Source organism: Amycolatopsis sp. NPDC031561 (assembly GCF_055580625.1).
Map to the genome: position 1 here is coordinate 214,989 of NZ_JBVILA010000001.1, position 15,800 is coordinate 230,788.

The 15,800-nt window shown below is 69.0% G+C and carries 15 protein-coding genes; 7 read left to right on the forward strand and 8 right to left on the reverse strand.

Annotation, left to right across the window (positions count from 1 at the left end; translation table 11 throughout):
• Positions 1-25: 25 nt before the first annotated feature.
• Both ACZ5IK_RS01030 and ACZ5IK_RS01035 read right to left on the reverse strand, forming a co-directional pair.
• Positions 26-376: a rhodanese-like domain-containing protein gene (locus ACZ5IK_RS01030; protein ID WP_465486003.1), complete on the reverse strand. Its 351-nt coding sequence runs from the start codon at positions 374-376 to the stop codon at positions 26-28.
• Positions 377-697: 321 nt separating this feature from the next.
• Entirely contained in the window at positions 698-1,624 is a 927-nt protein-coding gene (locus ACZ5IK_RS01035; RefSeq protein ID WP_465486004.1) for a LysR family transcriptional regulator, read from the reverse strand.
• 227 nt (positions 1,625-1,851) lie between these two features.
• Between ACZ5IK_RS01035 and ACZ5IK_RS01040 the strand changes: the two genes are divergently transcribed.
• Genes ACZ5IK_RS01040 through ACZ5IK_RS01050 form a run of 3 tightly spaced genes read left to right on the forward strand, consistent with a single transcriptional unit; the run spans position 1,852 to position 4,852 of the window.
• Positions 1,852-2,538 carry a tRNA-dependent cyclodipeptide synthase gene (locus ACZ5IK_RS01040; RefSeq protein WP_101611044.1) on the forward strand — a complete coding sequence of 229 codons (687 nt, stop codon included), beginning with the start codon at positions 1,852-1,854 and terminating at the stop codon, positions 2,536-2,538.
• Positions 2,539-2,540: 2 nt separating this feature from the next.
• Positions 2,541-3,854, forward strand: coding sequence for a purine-cytosine permease family protein (locus ACZ5IK_RS01045; RefSeq protein WP_465486005.1), 1,314 nt, complete (start codon positions 2,541-2,543; stop codon positions 3,852-3,854).
• A complete protein-coding gene (locus tag ACZ5IK_RS01050) occupies positions 3,851-4,852 on the forward strand; it encodes a LysR family transcriptional regulator (protein WP_465486006.1) in 1,002 nt (333 codons plus the stop codon). The genes ACZ5IK_RS01045 and ACZ5IK_RS01050 overlap by 4 nt, the downstream gene beginning before the upstream one ends.
• 28 nt (positions 4,853-4,880) lie before the next feature.
• Here the strand turns inward: ACZ5IK_RS01050 and ACZ5IK_RS01055 are convergent, their stop codons facing one another.
• Positions 4,881-6,338: a M1 family metallopeptidase gene (locus ACZ5IK_RS01055; protein WP_465486007.1), complete on the reverse strand. Its 1,458-nt coding sequence runs from the start codon at positions 6,336-6,338 to the stop codon at positions 4,881-4,883.
• Between the two features lie 167 nt (positions 6,339-6,505).
• Between ACZ5IK_RS01055 and ACZ5IK_RS01060 the strand changes: the two genes are divergently transcribed.
• The gene (locus ACZ5IK_RS01060; protein WP_465486008.1) at positions 6,506-7,660 is read left to right on the forward strand and encodes an MFS transporter; all 1,155 of its coding nucleotides are present in this window, start codon (positions 6,506-6,508) and stop codon (positions 7,658-7,660) included.
• Here ACZ5IK_RS01060 and ACZ5IK_RS01065 read toward each other — a convergent pair.
• The 4 genes from ACZ5IK_RS01065 to ACZ5IK_RS01080 all read right to left on the reverse strand — a co-directional run bounded on the left by ACZ5IK_RS01065 (position 7,605) and on the right by ACZ5IK_RS01080 (position 11,197).
• Positions 7,605-8,570 (reverse strand): peptidoglycan recognition protein family protein, encoded by a 966-nt coding sequence (locus ACZ5IK_RS01065; RefSeq protein ID WP_465486009.1) that lies wholly within the window; start codon positions 8,568-8,570, stop codon positions 7,605-7,607. The genes ACZ5IK_RS01060 and ACZ5IK_RS01065 overlap by 56 nt on opposite strands.
• Before the next feature lie 88 nt (positions 8,571-8,658).
• Entirely contained in the window at positions 8,659-9,534 is an 876-nt protein-coding gene (locus ACZ5IK_RS01070) for an HhH-GPD family protein (protein WP_101611039.1), read from the reverse strand.
• Positions 9,535-9,553: 19 nt separating this feature from the next.
• Positions 9,554-10,045 carry a carbonic anhydrase gene (locus ACZ5IK_RS01075; RefSeq protein WP_184896627.1) on the reverse strand — a complete coding sequence of 164 codons (492 nt, stop codon included), beginning with the start codon at positions 10,043-10,045 and terminating at the stop codon, positions 9,554-9,556.
• Positions 10,046-10,096: 51 nt separating this feature from the next.
• Complete coding sequence (locus ACZ5IK_RS01080; RefSeq protein WP_101613561.1) at positions 10,097-11,197, reverse strand: LacI family DNA-binding transcriptional regulator; 1,101 nt, start codon at positions 11,195-11,197, stop codon at positions 10,097-10,099.
• A gap of 200 nt (positions 11,198-11,397) precedes the next feature.
• On the opposite strand from ACZ5IK_RS01080, the gene ACZ5IK_RS01085 reads away from it, so the two are divergent.
• From ACZ5IK_RS01085 to ACZ5IK_RS01095, 3 genes are read left to right on the forward strand one after another with little or no spacing between them, the layout of a single operon-like run.
• On the forward strand, positions 11,398-12,330 hold the full coding sequence (locus ACZ5IK_RS01085; RefSeq protein WP_465486010.1) for a metal ABC transporter solute-binding protein, Zn/Mn family: 933 nt from the start codon (positions 11,398-11,400) through the stop codon (positions 12,328-12,330).
• Complete coding sequence (locus tag ACZ5IK_RS01090; RefSeq protein WP_465486011.1) at positions 12,330-13,163, forward strand: metal ABC transporter ATP-binding protein; 834 nt, start codon at positions 12,330-12,332, stop codon at positions 13,161-13,163. The genes ACZ5IK_RS01085 and ACZ5IK_RS01090 overlap by 1 nt, the downstream gene beginning before the upstream one ends.
• Before the next feature lie 4 nt (positions 13,164-13,167).
• A complete protein-coding gene (locus ACZ5IK_RS01095; RefSeq protein ID WP_465486012.1) occupies positions 13,168-14,049 on the forward strand; it encodes a metal ABC transporter permease in 882 nt (293 codons plus the stop codon).
• Here ACZ5IK_RS01095 and ACZ5IK_RS01100 read toward each other — a convergent pair.
• Positions 14,046-15,359 (reverse strand): alginate O-acetyltransferase AlgX-related protein, encoded by a 1,314-nt coding sequence (locus tag ACZ5IK_RS01100; RefSeq protein WP_465486013.1) that lies wholly within the window; start codon positions 15,357-15,359, stop codon positions 14,046-14,048. The genes ACZ5IK_RS01095 and ACZ5IK_RS01100 overlap by 4 nt on opposite strands.
• Positions 15,360-15,800 lie beyond the last annotated feature (441 nt).

A 15,800-nucleotide genomic window follows, 5' to 3' on the forward strand; every position in this document is an offset into this window, starting at 1 on the left:
TCTCCTTGGATGCGGGATGGTCCACTCAGGACGAAGAACCGGTGGGCAAACCGTTCGAGACCCAGTCTTCGATGCCTTCGCGGTACTTGCGGACGTTCGTGTACCCGAGCTCCAGCAGCCGCCGTCCGACGAATTCACTGTTGCGGCACGGCGTGTTCGCGCAATAGACGACGATCGCGGCGGCCTTGTCCGGAAGCACCGTCGGTGCCAGGTCATCGGTGAATTCGGCGGCCTGTTCGTACGGGAACCCCGGAATGTTGCGCGCTTCCGGGAGATGCTCCTTTTCGAAATAGGCGGCGGGCATCGTGTCGACCACCACCACCGACCCGGCCTCCATTCGGGAGAGCAGTTCCGTACGAGAGATCAACGGCAGCATGGTGCCCCTTCTCTTCACGACCGTGATTGACGATTCCCATCGTCGGCCGTCTTCCGGGACGCGCTCTAGTGCCGCCTCGACATGCCGGAGGGTTATCGAGGGGGGAGGCCTGTGTGATGGCGGGGCGGGGTGGCCGTTGGCGGCGGGGCGCCGGGCCCCCTCAACCGGCGGCCGCGTAGTCCGTGAAGGCCTCCTTGAGGGACCCAGGGTCCCTCAAAGTTCCCTTCACACCGTCCCAAGTACATGAAGGCCCCCTTCACGGAAGGGGACCTTCATGTACTTCAGGCGGCCAACGCGCCCCACCAGCGGGGCCCGCGGTCTTCAGCCGGCGGCCAGCCGGCCGTGCCGGTGCAGCCAGGTCCGGTACGGCGCCGTCCGTTCGGCCAGTTGCCAGTACCCCGCCGTCGCCTCGGTCGCGAGTTCCGGGACGCGGGGCGCGCACGGGCCGTCCTCCCGCCAGGCCAGCACGTGCCGCACGCACATCGGCGCCCCCGCCAGCGGCCGGATGACCAGGCCGTCCGACGGCGGCCGGGTCGGCTGGACCAGCCCGACGCCGTAGCCGCCGCTGACCAGGTCTTCCCGCGCGGTGTCGATGTCCACGTCGTGGGTGATCCTGGGGTCGAAACCGTGCGCGAGACACATTTCGCGGAACACCACCCGGCAGCCGTCGCCACCGCTCGACACGATCCAGTCCTCGCCCGACAGTTCGGTGAGTTCGATCTCCTCGGCGTCGGCGAGCGGATGCCCGGACGGGACCGCGACGAACGACGGTTCCCTCACCAGGGTCATGGTCCGCACCTCCGGCGGCACCGGCAGCCCGCGCCCGCCGCAGATCATGATCAGCGCGAGGTCGATGCCGCGGTTCGCGACCTGTGCGAGCAGCCGGGTGCGCGAGGTGTCCGCGCGCGTGCGGAACGGTTCGCCCGGTCTCAGGTCGCGCAGCCCGCCGAGCAGCGAACCCGTGATGGCGCTGTCGTTCCAGCCGATTCTGACCGATTCGCCGAGCTCCGGTTCCTGGCGGTGGAAGTCGTGCTCCAGTTCGTCGAAGGTGAGCACGATCGCGCGCGCCCGTCGCAGGATCAGGGAACCGAGTTCGGTGGGCCGCACCCCGTGCTGGTCGCGGTGGAACAGTGAGCCGCCGACCATCCGCTCGATCCGGCGCAACTGGTGGCTGAGCGCGGGCTGCCCGAGCCCCAGCCCGGCCGCGGCACGGTTGAGACTGCCCGACGATGCGATTTCACAGATCACGCGAAGATGCCGAACCTGAATCTCCATGACTTCGTATACCGCGCTCCGCCCGCGTCCGGCACCCCCGAAGGTCGCGCCGATTCAACCGTTGTCTCGCAGGAACGAAAGATCGTCGAATTCCTATAACGCGATGACAACCACGATCGGCAATACCGCGGATTACCCGCCATGGCTACGTTCGGTCGACGCCTCAACTCCGGCGCATATCACGCGAATCAGGAGCCGTCTTGCTGCGACCACAGCCGCTCACCGAGCATTGTACCGATCCGCTGGCGCGCGCCGAGCACGTTTGCATCGGCGTCAGCCCGTTCAACAGCTATTTCACGGTGGACCGGATCGCCGATCTCGCCCGCTGGGCCATGTCGGCCTTTCAGGGCTTTCATTTCTTCGTCCCGGACGGGCCGTCCGCGTTCACCCTCGAAGCCCTCGGTTACGACCCGGTCCGCGCGGCGCAGAAGGCGCAGCGGCAAGGCAACTACACGCGCAACAAGATCGTCCGGGCGTTGCAGCAGGTCTGCCCGTCGGATCCGCACACCCTGATCCTGGACGCCGCGGTGCTCGAAACCGATCGCGCGTACCTCGGCCTGCTTTCCGAGGCACACCAGCGGTTCGCCACCGACCCGGAGTTCTCCGAGCAGTGCCTCGGCGCCACCGGCTGGGTGCTGGACCGGCGGCTGCCCGAAGGCGAACATCCCAGCCGTGACCAGCTGCGCAGCGCGGTCCGGTACTTCCTGGCCGAGCTGCCGATGTTCGTCGGCACCGTCGCGGTCGCCGGGGTCGAAAGCTCCGTTTTCGCCTACCACCAGCGGGTCGGGTTCCTCGAACGGCTCTACCGCGGCGAACTCTCCTGGCGGCCACTGCCGGGTCAGGGATTCGTCGTCCTCGAACAAGCCGTTCCGGAACGGGCGGAGTGACCGTGGAACACGACGACTTCTCCCTGCGCCGGGTACCCGCCGAACGCCGCTATTCCTGGGTTTCCGTCGCGCTGCAACGGTTCGGGCAGGTCTCCTCGTTCCACCAGTTCCTGCTCGGGGCGGTACTCGGGTTCGGCATGACCTTCTGGGACGCGGTACTGGCCATCACGATCGGTTCGGTGCTGCTGGAGATCATCACCATCCTGATGGGCATCGCCGGTACCCGGGAAGGGCTGTCCACATCGGTGCTCGCGCGCTGGGCCGGATTCGGCACCGGCGGGTCCTCGCTGGTCGGGCTGCTCATGACGCTGAGCCTGGCGGGCTGGTTCGGGGTGCAGAACGACGTGTTCGCCCACGGCCTCCACGCCCTGATGGGCGGCCCGCCGGTCTGGGTGTGGGCGCTGGCGGGCGGCGCGCTGGTCACCGCGATCGTCATGTTCGGCTTCCACGCGATGGCCTGGACGGCGTACCTGACGGTGCCCGCTTTCCTCGCGCTGGCAGGGTATTCGATCGTCACCGCGCTCGGCGACCATTCGCTGCCCGCGTTGATGGCCGAGCCGCCGCCGGGGCCCGCCATGTCGCTCGCGCAGGGCACCACGCTGGTGGCGGGCGCGTTCATCATGGGCGCGATCATGACCCCGGACATGACCCGGTTCAACCGGACCGCGTCCGACGTGGTGAAACAGACCTTGGTCAGCATCACCCTCGGCCAGTACCTGATCGGCCTGATCGGGGTTCTGCTCGCGCACGCGGCGAAAAGCGCCGACGTGGTCGGGATCATCACCTCGTCGTCCGGGGTGCTCGGCACGCTGATCCTGGTCACCGCGATCCTGAAGATCAACGACTGGAACCTCTACTCGTCCTCGCTCGGGCTGGTGAACACCGTGCAGGTGCTGCTGTCCCGGCGGCTCGACCGCACCACCGCGACCCTGCTGCTCGGCGGTCTCGGCACGGTGCTCTCCGCGATCGGCATCCTCGACCATTTCACCACTTTCCTGACCTGGGTCGGCGTGCTCACCCCACCGGTGGCCGGAGTGGTGATCGCCGAGTACTACGTGGTCCGGCGCTGGAAACCGGATCTGGACGCCACTCGCGCGTCCGGGGAACTGCCGTCGTCTTGCCCGTCCTGGGTTCCCGTCGCGCTGATCTGCTGGGTGGCCGGGGCTGCGGTGGGTGCCTGGCTGCCGTGGGGAATTCCGACGGTGAATTCCGTTTTCGGCGCCTTTCTCCTGTATATTCTTCTGGGCAGACGGACCAGGGTCACGGGCGATTCCGTGGCGATGACTTCTTCCGACGGGGCGAAAACCCGTACGTGACAAAGGAGTTCGACGTCGTACAGCTTGATGTTCACCACCTGCGGGTGATCCGGGCGATCGCGGACACGGGCAGCCTTTCCCGTGCCGCGATCGCTCTCGGCGTCACCCAGCCCGCCGTTTCCGCGCAGCTCAAACGTTTGGAGAACATGCTGGGCTATCAGTTGTTCGATCGGCGGGAAGGCAGCGTGACACCGACGCCGATGGGTGAACTGCTGTTGCGGCGGACCGCCGCTTTGCTGCCACAGCTGGACAAACTGCTCGAAGACATCGAGCAGCGCGTCTGTCCCAGCGGCCCGCCCGACGTCGTCCGGGTGGCGTCCGTGGCCAGCGCGCTGGTGGCGCATCTGCCGTCACTGGTGCACCGGTTGTGGCCCGAGGTCTCCGAAGTACAGGTCGTGCACGACGACCACCCCGAGCGGCTGCTGCCGTTGCTGGCCCAGCGGCGCGCGGAATTGGGGCTGGTCAAGGATTATCCGGGCTACGAGCTCGAGATCCCGGCGAGTGTGGACACCGCGGTGGTGGTGACCGAGCCGACCTTCGTCCTGCTGCCGGAAGGGCATCCGCTGGCCCGCGAGGAGGTCGTCGACCTGCGTGCGCTGCGGGACGAATCATGGGTGATGGTGTCGGATTCTTCGGCGGCCACGTTCACCAAGTACTTCGCCGACACCTGCGCGCGGTACGGCTTCAGCCCGTCGGTCGCCCATCAGGTGACTTCGCAGCAGGTGGCGCTCTTGGTGGTCCGTGCGGGCGCGATCGGCCTGTCGCAGCCGATCTGCGATCCGCGTAACCTCGGCGTCGTCACCCGGCCACTGCTCGGGGATGTGTTGCCGCGCAGGCATATTCTCGCCTGGAACCGGGAGACCTTCGTGGCGGGGCGCCGGGAGGAACTGCTCGCCGCCGTGGTCGAAACGTACTGGGCCGAGGCGAGGACGGCCCCGGTTTACGCCGGATATCTGGAGTCTCACGGTGACTTGGGGACCCGCCCGGACGACGGATGATCGGGTCACGTCGTCCGGGCGGGAGTTCTCATCGCGAGGGGCGCAGCGGCCCGGGATAGAGGAGTTCGTCCGGCGGGCGCACCGTGCCGTCCAGCCACGCGTGGTTGAACGCGCCGAGATCGAGCTGCGTCATCGCGGAGACGTAGAGCTCGAAGTCGTGCCAGTTCTGGTTGCCCTGCGGGTTGATCATGGGAAAGCCCGCCATGATCTGGAAGAACCCGTCGTCGCCGATCGTGCGGCGCAGTGCGTGCACCATCAGCACGGCCTTGGCCGTGGGCGCGAATTCGGTTCCCTTGCCCGGATCGGTGATCTTGGGCGCCCAGAAACCGGTGTCACCGCTCACCTTGGCGACCATTTCGCGGTAACGCCGGTCGAGGTCGACGCCGTTCTTGGCCTCGTCCCACAGCCACACCGCGTACTGCGCGATCGACTCGGGCATCAGCGCGTCGCGCCACATCTTGCCGCTCACGCCGGCTCCCCACCACTGGTACGCGGTGGCGTACACCAGATCGGCGATGGTGGCCGTGCGGCCGTACACCGGCCGGGTCTGGGCGCCGTGCGTGTAACCGAGAGAGCGATCGAGGAACAGTCCGCCCGCCGCCGATTGCGGGTAGTCGCCGAACTTCCCGGTGAGGAACTCCAGCACCTCGGGCAGCTGTCCGCCGATCTTCCGCTTGTCGACGGCACACGGGTGATAGGCGTTGACGGCGGTCCGGCCACCGGGAAGCGTGACCCTTTCGACCTCCCAGCGCCCGATGCCGAGCATCGCCGTGCTCGGCGCCAGTGCGGTGTCCTCCGACCAGGTGACGGTGTGCCGCCCGAAGGTGGCTGGCACGTCGGAGACCTGGGAACCGTTGCCCAGCACGGAGAATTCGTCCAGAACGGTGACGGAGACGCGCAAGGTCGCCTTGTCGACTTCGGTGCCGTTGACGGGGAACCAGGTCATCGCCGAACGCGGCTGACCGGTGGCGACGGCGGAATCGCCGGGGGTGCCCAGCCAGCCGACGCGGCCCCGCGCCGTGGCGATCGGCTCCGGGCGCCCGTCGTAACCGACCACCACGGTGAACCGCGTGCCTTCGGCCAGTGGGGTCCGCGGGGTGATCACCAGCTCGTGTTCACCCGCCCGCCGGAACGTGGCGGGCACCCCGTCGACGGTCACCGATCGCACGGTGAGCCCGCGCAGGTCGAGGTCGAACCGGCTGAGGTCCTGGGTGGCCGTCGCGGTGATCGTCGCCTTGCCGTTCAACTGCATCGAGTACGGCGAGTAGTCCAGCGCGAGCGCGTACTTGTCGACGTCGTAACCGCCGTTGCCGTCCTTCGGGTAGTAAGGATCGGCGCCGAGGACGGTACCGTCGGGTGAAACGTGCACGTACCCGTCACTGCCGGGTGCCGGCTGAGCCGCGGCCGGAGCCTGGCAGGTGCCGATCATCGTGGTGGCGAGCAGCGCGGTGCACAAGGGCTCCTGCCACCGAATCCGCACGGTCATGAACGAGCCTTCTCTCTACGGGGGAGGATGCCCGGCCATCGTGCGTGCGCCCGCGCCGCGCGCGGCACTGTCAGCCGGGCATGCCACGGGGTTATCCCGGCCGATAACCCCACGGCATACCCGCCCGGGACTACCCCGTGCCGCGCCGGGGAAGAGATCGTCGGGGCATGCTGCCCATCCCCGCGCTGCTCGCGCTGACGACGACGGTCTTCCTCGGCTGCCTCACCGAAGTGCTGCCCGCCGGACTGCTGCTGGGCATGTCCGAGGACCTGGGCGTTTCCCCGTCGGCGACCGGGCAGCTGGTGACGGTGTACGCGATCACCACCGCGCTGACCGCGATCCCGCTCACCAGCGCGACACTCCGGGTCCCGCGCAAACGGTTGCTCCTGCTGCTGATCGCCGGTTTCCTGGTGACCAACCTGCTGATCGCCGTGTCCTCGTCGTATCCGCTGATCCTGGTCGCGAGGATCGTTTCCGGCGCGCTGACCGGGGTGATGTGGTCTCTCGTCGCCGGTTACGCGATGCGTCTCGCCCCGCCGGGACTCACCGGGCGCGCGCTGGCCGTGGCCATGTCCGGCACCCCGATCGGGTTCGCCCTCGGCGTGCCCGCCGGTACCGCGCTCGGCGAACTGGCCGACTGGCGCTGGGCCTTCGCCGCGATGGCGCTGATCACCGTGCCGCTGATGGCGTGGGTGATCGCCGTGGTGCCCGCCGTCCCCGCGGATCCGGCGGCGTCCACCCGGCCGCTCGCCGCGTCCCGACTGCCCGGAATGCGCCCCGTGCTGGCGACGGTGGCGCTGTTCTCCTTGGGGCACAACGTGGCCTACACCTACATCGGCCCGGTTCTCGCCGGTCTGGACGTGGCGGGGATGCTGGGCGTGGCGCTGCTGGTGTTCGGCTGCGCGACGGTCGGCGGGCTGGTCGTGGTGGGTACCGCGCTCGACCGCCGGCCGCGGGCCGTGCTGATGTTCTGCACCGGCGCGACCGCCGCGGCCATCGTCCTGCTGGGGATCAGCGACGGCGTCCACGGCCTGGTGCTGACCGCCGCCGCACTGTGGGGTCTGGCGTTCGGCGGCGCGCCCACCGCGTTCCAGGCGGTGACCGCGCTGATTGCGGGCCCCACGGCCGACGCCGCCCAGTCGCTCACCATCGCGGCCTGGAACGGCGCCGTCGCCGGGGGCGCGCTCATCGGCGGTCTGCTGCTGCCGTGGGGAACGTCCACGCTCCCTTGGGTCGCCGCCTTCGTGATCCTCTTGCCGCTGGTGTTCAGCCGGCGAGTCGTGCTTTCAGCGCCCGCAGATCGGTCCCGGGCCCTACGATGAGCGGCCAGACGTCGGAGCCGAGGAACCCGGTCTCGTCGGTCGCCGCCGTCGCGCCGCAGAGGTCACGCTCCAGCCCGTGCTTCGTCGCCAGCGTGCGGACGGCGTCCTTTGTGGACTGTCCGAACAGGCCGTCGGTGGGGACGGCGAAACCGCGTGCCCGCAGGAGTTCCTGGGCCACCCGCACCCGCGGTCCGGCGTCGCCGGGTTTGAGCAGCGGCCACTCGGGCAGATCGGCCCTCGGCGACGCCGAGCCCAGCAGGTTCCCGACAGCCGTGCGCAGTTCCGGAAGCCGGTTGTACAGCACGGTTCCCGGGCATTCGGTCGAGTTGAAGTCCCGGTGTCCCTTGATGAACTCCGGCGAGATCCCGTACTGCGACGCGATGTACGCGACCATCTTCACCAGCGAGTCCCAGAGCGCCGGTGTGACGTTCTCGGTGCTGTAGAGGCCTTCGTTCTCGATCCCGATGCAAGTGCTGTTGTTGTTGCCCACGTTCGCGCCCAGCACGTGCTTCGTGCCGCCGCGCAGCACTTCCAGGCTGCGGTGGCGGCCCTCGGTGATGTGCCCGCCGCGGCTGTTCGTGAACTGCTGGCCGCTGTCCACCCAGCCGCGGGTGTCCATGTGGAAGTTCTGGATCGCCCGTGACGCCCAGAAGGCGTGTTCGAGCGAGTAGTCGGTGACGTTGCCGGGATCGACCGTGTGGTGCACGACGATGTACGTCGGCTTGTGGTTCTGCACCTCGATCGTCCCGTTCGGCGGCCGGGCACCCCAGGCCGCCGTGTCATGGATCTTCGGTTCTGCTGCCCCGGGCGCCGCTACGGCGGCGGCGGAAAACGTTGTCGTCCCCAGTAGCCCGACGGCACTTACCGTCAGGCCGCCCTTGAGCGCGGTACGTCGGTCGAAGTCGGCCACGGGCGTAGCTCCCATCATGCGCGTTGGCCGGAAAACTAACCCGCCATCGCGTCGTTGACAACCATTGACCAACTTTTGTCGTAATGCGTTAGTGTTCCCCGGGGAGGGCGAACAGACCGTCGCCGGTCTGTTCGAGCAGGCCGTCGACCAGCAGGGAGTCGAGGCAACGGTCGCGCTGCCCGGATTCGTCCCAGACGAGATCGAGCCGCGCCTTCTCGACCGGGCCCTCGGTTCCGCGCAGGACGTCGAGCAACAGCCCTCGCACCTGGCGATCGGTCCCCGCGAACTTCTGGACCTGCTTCGCGGGCCCGGCGTAGGCGGGTTTGCCCGCGTGCTGCCAGGCGCAGTCGTCGTAGATCGGGCAGTCCGCGCAACGCGGCGAGCGGGCCGTGCAGACGAGCGCGCCGAGTTCCATCAGCGCCGCCGAGAGTTTCGCGGCGGGCGCGTCTTCCTTCGGCAGCAGGGCCTCGACGTCGGCCATGTCGCGGGTGTTCGACGGCGGCCCGGCGTCACCCGCGCCGTGCACCGCCCTGGCCACCACGCGCCGGACGTTCGTGTCCACCACCGGCGCCCGCTTGCCGTAGGCGAAGGCCGCGACCGCGCGCGCGGTGTACGCGCCGATACCGGGCAACGCGAGCAGAGTGTCCACATCGGACGGAACGACGTCGCCGTGTTCGGCGGCGATGACGGCCGCCGCCGCGTGCAGCCGCAACGCGCGTCGCGGATAGCCGAGCTTGCCCCAGGCGCGCACGACCTCGCCCTGAGACGACGCGGCCAGCGCCGACGGCACCGGCCAGCGCGCCATCCATTCGAGCCAGATCGGCTGGACCCGCGCGACCGGCGTCTGCTGCAACATGATCTCGCTGACGAGCACACCCCAGGCGGTGCATTCCGGTTCACGCCAGGGCAGATCGCGCCCCACTTCGTCGAACCATCCGGTCAGCACATCCGCGTCGACGCCCACGGGGTCAAGCTTAAGAGGTCTACGCGACCTCGCTGAGGCGACCCGTTTTGACGTCGTAGACGAACCCGCGGACGTTTTCCCGGTGCGGCAGGAAGTCGCTGCGCCGGACGCGCTGCACCGAGCGGCGCACGCTGTCCTCGACCTCGCGGAACGCCTCGACGGCCCAGGTCGGGCGCAGTCCGGTGCTCTCTTCGAGTTCGTCCTTGAAGTCGTCTTCGGTGACCATGGACAGGCCGCATTCGGTGTGCTGGACGATCAGCACCTCACGCGTGCCCAGTTTCCGCTGGCTCAGCGCGAGCGAGCGGATCATGTCGTCGGTGACGACACCGCCGGCGTTGCGCAGGACGTGGGATTCGCCTTGGAGCAGGCCGAAGATCTCGAACACCCGGATACGGGCGTCCATGCAGGTCAGAACCGCCACCTGGAGTGATGGCCTCGGGGACGAACGGTCACCAGGAGTGACGTCGCCCAGCTCCTGGTTTCGCTTGAGAAGTACGTCTATTGAGGTCACACGACCATTTGAACGGACACGCTCGGTGAGAGCAACGCTTTACGGGCTACATCACGGCCCGAACCAGCGTTCTTCGGCCGTTCGTGGCGGCGCCGACGTGCGGCCGACCCGCAGTTCGGTCTGCAGGGTGATCACCTTCGGCCCGACCCGGTCGGCCGAGCTGAGCAGCAGCTTGCCCGCAGCCTTGCCCTTCTCGAGCACCGGCTGGTGGACCGTGGTGAGCCCGGATCGCTCGGCCTCGGTGATGCCGTCGAAACCGGTGACCGTCAGATCCTGCGGCACCCGCAGCCCACGGCGTTCCGCCTCGGCCAGCGCCCCGAGCGCGAGGATGTCCGAAGTGCAGATCACGGCGGTGACCTGCGGATACGCGTCAAGCAGCTGGCGCGCGGCCGAGGCGCCGTCGTCCACGGTGTGGTCGAAGCGTTCGACCACCGGCACGGTCGACCAGTCGACACCCGCCGCGGAGAACGCGGCGGCGAGTGCCTCGAGGCGGATCCGCTGCACGTGGAAGTGCGCGGCGCTCTGCCGCTGGATGGAGACGAAGTCGTCGTTGCGCTCGCGGCCCAGCCGCATGCACAGCACGCCGATCTGCCGGTGGCCCAGCGAGATGAGGTGCTGCGCCATGGCCGTGACCGCGGCAGCGTCGTCCGGGCCGACCCGGTCGACGCCGTCCACGCGCGGCTGGTCGACGATCACCGTCGGCACCGGGCGCTCCAGCACGGCGCCCAGATGCGGGTCGTCGTCGGGCACGGAGTAGACGACGAAGCCGTCGACGCCCGCGCGGTGCACCGCGGCGACGTCCTCACGGCCCGGGCTCGCCGGGACCAGGTGCAGGCCGACGCCCGCGTCCTCGCACGCCAGCGCGAGCCCTTCGAGCACGCCGATGGCCGCCGGGTCACGGAAGGCGTAGGAGAGGTTCTCGGTGAGTAAAAGACCGACAGCACCCGCCTTGCGCGTCCGCAGTGATCGGGCCACCGGGTCCGGGCCCGGGTAGCCGAGGCGGCGCGCGGTCTCGAGGACGCGTCGGCGCAGCTCAGGGGACAACTGGTCCGGTCGGTTGTAGGCATTGGAGACGGTGGTCCTCGACACACCGAGCTCTGCGGCCAACGACGCCAGTGTCGCCTGCCTCCTGGTGCGGATAGGACGGCCCATCCGCAAACCGTAACGGTTCAGAACGTTTTGCAGAAGCATCACCCGACGTGTGGCAGGTCTCGATTCAGAGTGACCCTGGGTACAGCTCGTACCTGGACAGGGGGTGCCTTCAGCCGGATGGGGTACAGTTGAATCTGACAACGGTTTCCATTACCCGGCATCTGGGACACCTGGCCTGGGCATCCGCAGGAGTGCAGTAAATGAATTCCCGCCGTACTAAGAGTGTTTTCGCGGCCGTGTCGGCCCTGGCCGTCCTCGCGCTCGGCGCGACGGCTTGCGCGTCCGGCGACAAGGCGTCGACGGCTTCCGGTTCGCAGAACGCTGCCGCCGCGAACCCCGGTGGCGGCGAGAAGATCAAGGTCGTCGCCTCGACCGACGTCTGGGGCAGCGTCGTGACCGCCGTCGGCGGCGACAAGGTCGAGGTCACCTCGATCATCCACGACCCCTCGGCCGACCCGCACTCCTACGAGACCACCGCGAGCGACGCCATCGCCGCGAAGAACGCGAAGCTGACGCTGTCCAACGGCGGCGGCTACGACGAGTTCTTCTCGAAGCTCGCGGACCAGGCCGCCGGCGCGCAGAAGCTCGTCGCCGTCGACATCGCCGCGACCGGCAACGAGAACGAGCACGTCTGGTACAGCCTGCCCGGCGTCGAGAAGATCGCCGACCAGGTCGCCGCGAAGCTCGGCGAGATCCAGCCCGCGTCGAAGGACGCCTTCACCGCCAACGCGACCGCGTTCAAGGGCAAGACCCAGGAACTGCTGAAGAAGGTCACCGGGCTGGGCGCCTCGGGCGGCAAGGTCGTCGCGACCGAGCCCGTCGCGCACTACCTGCTCGACAGCGCGAAGGTCACCGACGCGACGCCGCCCGCCTTCGCCGAGGCCGTGGAAGCGGAGCAGGACGTGCCCGCCGCCGCGCTCAACCAGGTCAAGCAGCTGATTTCCGGCAAGCAGGTCAAGGCGCTGATCAACAACGCGCAGACCACCACCCCGGTCACCCAGCAGGTCGTCGGCGACGCCAAGGGCGCCGGGATCGCGGTCGTCGACGTCACCGAAACACTTCCCCAGGGTGTGACCGACTACATTGCATGGATGACGAAGTCGGTGGACGCGCTGGCGGGAGCACTGAAGTAGTGACCTCCGTACCTGCCGAGGCGCGTGCGTGCGTCCGTGTCCGCGGGGCGAGCCTCGCGTTCGGCACCAGGGCCCTCTGGTCCGGGCTCGACCTCGACGTCGAGCCCGGGGAGTTCCTCGCGATCCTGGGGCCGAACGGCTCCGGGAAGAGCAGCCTGCTCAAGGTGCTGCTCGGCCAGCAGGGACTGCCCGAGGGCACGGTCGAGATCGCGGGGCGGCGCCCCGGCGGGCAGAACCGGCGGATCGGCTACATCCCGCAGCAGCGCGCCCTCGACGAGGGCCTGACGATGCGCGGGGTGGACCTGGTCGGCCTCGGCCTGGACGGGCACCGGTGGGGGACCGGGCTCTTCGGGATCGCGAAACGGCGTCAGCTGGTGGCACGGGCGATCGAGTCCGTCGGCGCCCAGGCGTACGCGAAACAGCCGGTGGGACGGCTTTCCGGTGGCGAGCAGCAGCGGCTCCGCGTCGCGCAATCGCTGGTCGGCGACCCCGAGGTCCTGCTGTGCGACGAGCCACTGCTCTCCCTCGACCTGGCCCACCAGCGCGCGGTCAGCGAGCTGATCGACGAGCGACGGCGCGCGGCCGACACCGCCGTCCTGTTCGTCACCCACGAGATCAACCCGATCCTGTCCTATGTGGACAGGGTGCTCTATCTGGTGAACGGCCAGTTCCGGGTCGGCAAGCCGGACGAGGTGATGAACTCGGAGACCCTGTCCGAGCTGTACGGCACGCGGATCGAGGTGCTCAAGGTCGGCGGGCAGATCCACGTCGCCGGGGCGCAGAGCTCGCTGTGCGAGGACGAACCCCACCATTTCGACGAACAGGTTTCGTAGCGCCGTGGACAAGATGTTCGACTTCGCCCTCACCGGCGAACTTCTCGGTCTCGACTTCGTGCAGACGGCGCTGCTCGCGGCCGCCGTCCTCGGGCTGGTGGCGGGCGTGCTCGGCCCGCTGGTCGTCATGCGGCGGATGTCGTTCGCCGTGCACGGCACCGCCGAACTGGCCTTCACCGGCGCGGCGGGCGCGCTGCTGCTCGGCGTCGGCGTCGAACTCGGCGGCCTCGCGGGCGCGGTCATCGCGGCCCTGCTGATCGGGATCCTCGGCGGCCGCGAGTCCGAACGCGACTCCGTGATCGGCGTGATCCTCGCCTTCGGACTCGGCATGGGCGTCCTGCTGCTGTCGTTCTACGAAGGCCGCAGCGCCAACAAGTTCGGCATCCTCGTCGGGCAGATCATCACCATCGACTCCACCAACCTGAACCTGCTCGTCGGCGCGTCGGTCGTCGTCCTGGTGGTGCTCGCGGTGATCTACCGGCCGCTGCTGTTCGCCACGGTCGACCCCGCTGTCGCGACGGCGCGCGGCGTGCCGGTGCGGCTGCTGTCGCTGATCTTCGCGGTGCTGGTCGGGATTTCGAGCGCGCTCGGCGTGCAGATCGTCGGCGCGCTGCTGGTGGTCTCGCTCATGGTGACCCCGGCCGCGGCGGCGGCGCGGGTCACGGCGAGCCCGTGGAAGGCGACCGTATTGTCGATCGTGTTCGCGGAGGTCGCGGCACTCGGCGGGATCATCCTGTCGCTCGCGCCGGGGAAGCCGGTGAGCGCGTTCGTCACGACGATCTCGTTCGTGATCTACCTGGTCTGTCGCCTCATCGCGTGGCTGCGCGGCAGGAGCTCGCGGGTCCGCGTCGAACCGACGGCGGCGGCGCAGCCCGCGTTGCGCTAGCGGATCGGGTGCTCGGCGAGCGCCTTCTTGACCGCCGTGAGGAAACCGGGGTCGATGAACGCGAGCTGACCACCGGCCACACTGCGCTCGACGGCCTCCAGGACCACGACGTTCGCGTTGACGAAAGCATCGACGGCCTCGGCCTGCGTCGTCTTCTGCGTGAAGTGCGCCAGCATCGTCAGGTTCGTGAACGCGCCCGAGAGATACCGCGAAGACGCCTTCGTGAACGAATCGCCGTAGATCAGGATCTTCTCGTCCACGGTCCCGATCAGCGGGCTCGCGGTGCGGTAGACCGGCCTGTCGATGTCGCCGTTCGGCTCGCCCGCGCGCTCGACCAAGCCGTCCGGGCGGAGGCTGTAGAGCGTGTTGGTCTTCGTGCCCTGCTTGCTGATCAGCGGCGGCAGGTCGGCGACCGTGTCGTACTGGCCGACGGGAACGCTGACCCAGGTCTGCGTGACACCCGGTTTGATCGCGTTCGCGATGGCGCGCGTCATCACCAGCGCGCCCTCGTCGGCCCAGTGGGTGTCGTTCGGCGGGTAGACCGGCCGCTGCACCCGGCCCTCGGACGCGCGCAGCTCGGGCCGCAGGTCGATCGCGCGGGCGTCCTTGAGCATCCGGTGCCAGGTGGCCGCCTCAGCCGACTGCGAACAGTCCTTGCCGGGGTAGGTGTCGGGCAGGAACTGCGGGACCATCGTCGACTTGTCCGGCGCGACGACGAGCTCGAACCGCCTCCCAGACTGCTCGACGGCGCGCCGCAGCTCGTTGATCTTGTCGATGGTCTCGGGCAGCGGACGGGACGGATCGCATTTCGCGTCGGCGTCGTAGCCGTAGTACAGCCAGCCGTCCCGGCCCTGCACGACACGGCGATAGCCGGACGCGGCGTTCGGCGTCGGGCCCTGCGTAGGCGCGGTCTTGGACGTGGTGGGCGCGGGCGGCGCGGGGATCGGGCCCGCCTGCTGCTGCGGTGGCGGCTGGTCGAGCGGGGCGCCCTCGCCGAAGACCCCGCGGCTGATCGCGTCGGCGGCGGCGATCGCGCCCGGCCGGAACGACAGCTGGTCGATGGCCCAGGTCGGCAGGTCGGTGAAGAAGGCCCAGCCCTTGTCCAGGCCGGGGAAGCTCGCGAGCTTGTGGTTCTCGATCTCGCCGGGCCGCACGCCGAACACCCACAGCAGGGCGGGGGTGGTGAAGAACAGAAGCGCGCTGATCAGCGCGGTCAGCTGCCTGCCACCGTGGCGGGGGCGGTGCAGCGCATGCTCACGCGGAAGCCACGCCTCGTGGACGGCTGGCAGTTGCTGGGGTTCGGACGCCACCCCACCACCGTAATCACCCCGTGTCTCGCGCAGGTGAGAACCGCCCCCAAAGCGCGTTTAGCCCGCTAAACGCAAGTCGGCGGCCTCGGGCTGGTGTCCCAATGTGGCATTGGAGACGCTCAGCGTCTCCAATGCCACATTGGGGACACGCTTCTCCGACGAGGCGCGGCGCCTCCGGGCCCGGAGCGCGTTTAGCCCGCTAAACGCAAGTCGCCTTGGATGTCTTGAAGGCCACCTTTGGGACGATCAACGTCTCAAAGGTGGCCTTCAAGACACGGGGACGCCCGCCACCGGGACACCCCCGGTCCTGGCTCCGGGCCCGCATCGCATTTAGCCCGCTAAACGCAGGTGCTCGGCCTCGGACACGCTTCTCCGCCGGGGCACCCACCCCCCGCCCGGGTCGCGATTAGCCCGCTAAACGCGGGTCGGCGGCGGAGCGCG

What these genes read in the sequence shown, in the direction of transcription:
- ACZ5IK_RS01030 (WP_465486003.1), bottom strand. Translation starts at nt 376, where the DNA reads ATGCTGCCGTTGATCTCTCGTACGGAACTGCTCTCCCGAATGGAGGCC.
- ACZ5IK_RS01055 (WP_465486007.1), bottom strand. Translation starts at nt 6,338, where the DNA reads ATGACCGTGCGGATTCGGTGGCAGGAGCCCTTGTGCACCGCGCTGCTC.
- ACZ5IK_RS01060 (WP_465486008.1), top strand. Translation starts at nt 6,506, where the DNA reads ATGCTGCCCATCCCCGCGCTGCTCGCGCTGACGACGACGGTCTTCCTC.
- ACZ5IK_RS01080 (WP_101613561.1), bottom strand. Translation starts at nt 11,197, where the DNA reads ATGGGCCGTCCTATCCGCACCAGGAGGCAGGCGACACTGGCGTCGTTG.
- ACZ5IK_RS01085 (WP_465486010.1), top strand. Translation starts at nt 11,398, where the DNA reads ATGAATTCCCGCCGTACTAAGAGTGTTTTCGCGGCCGTGTCGGCCCTG.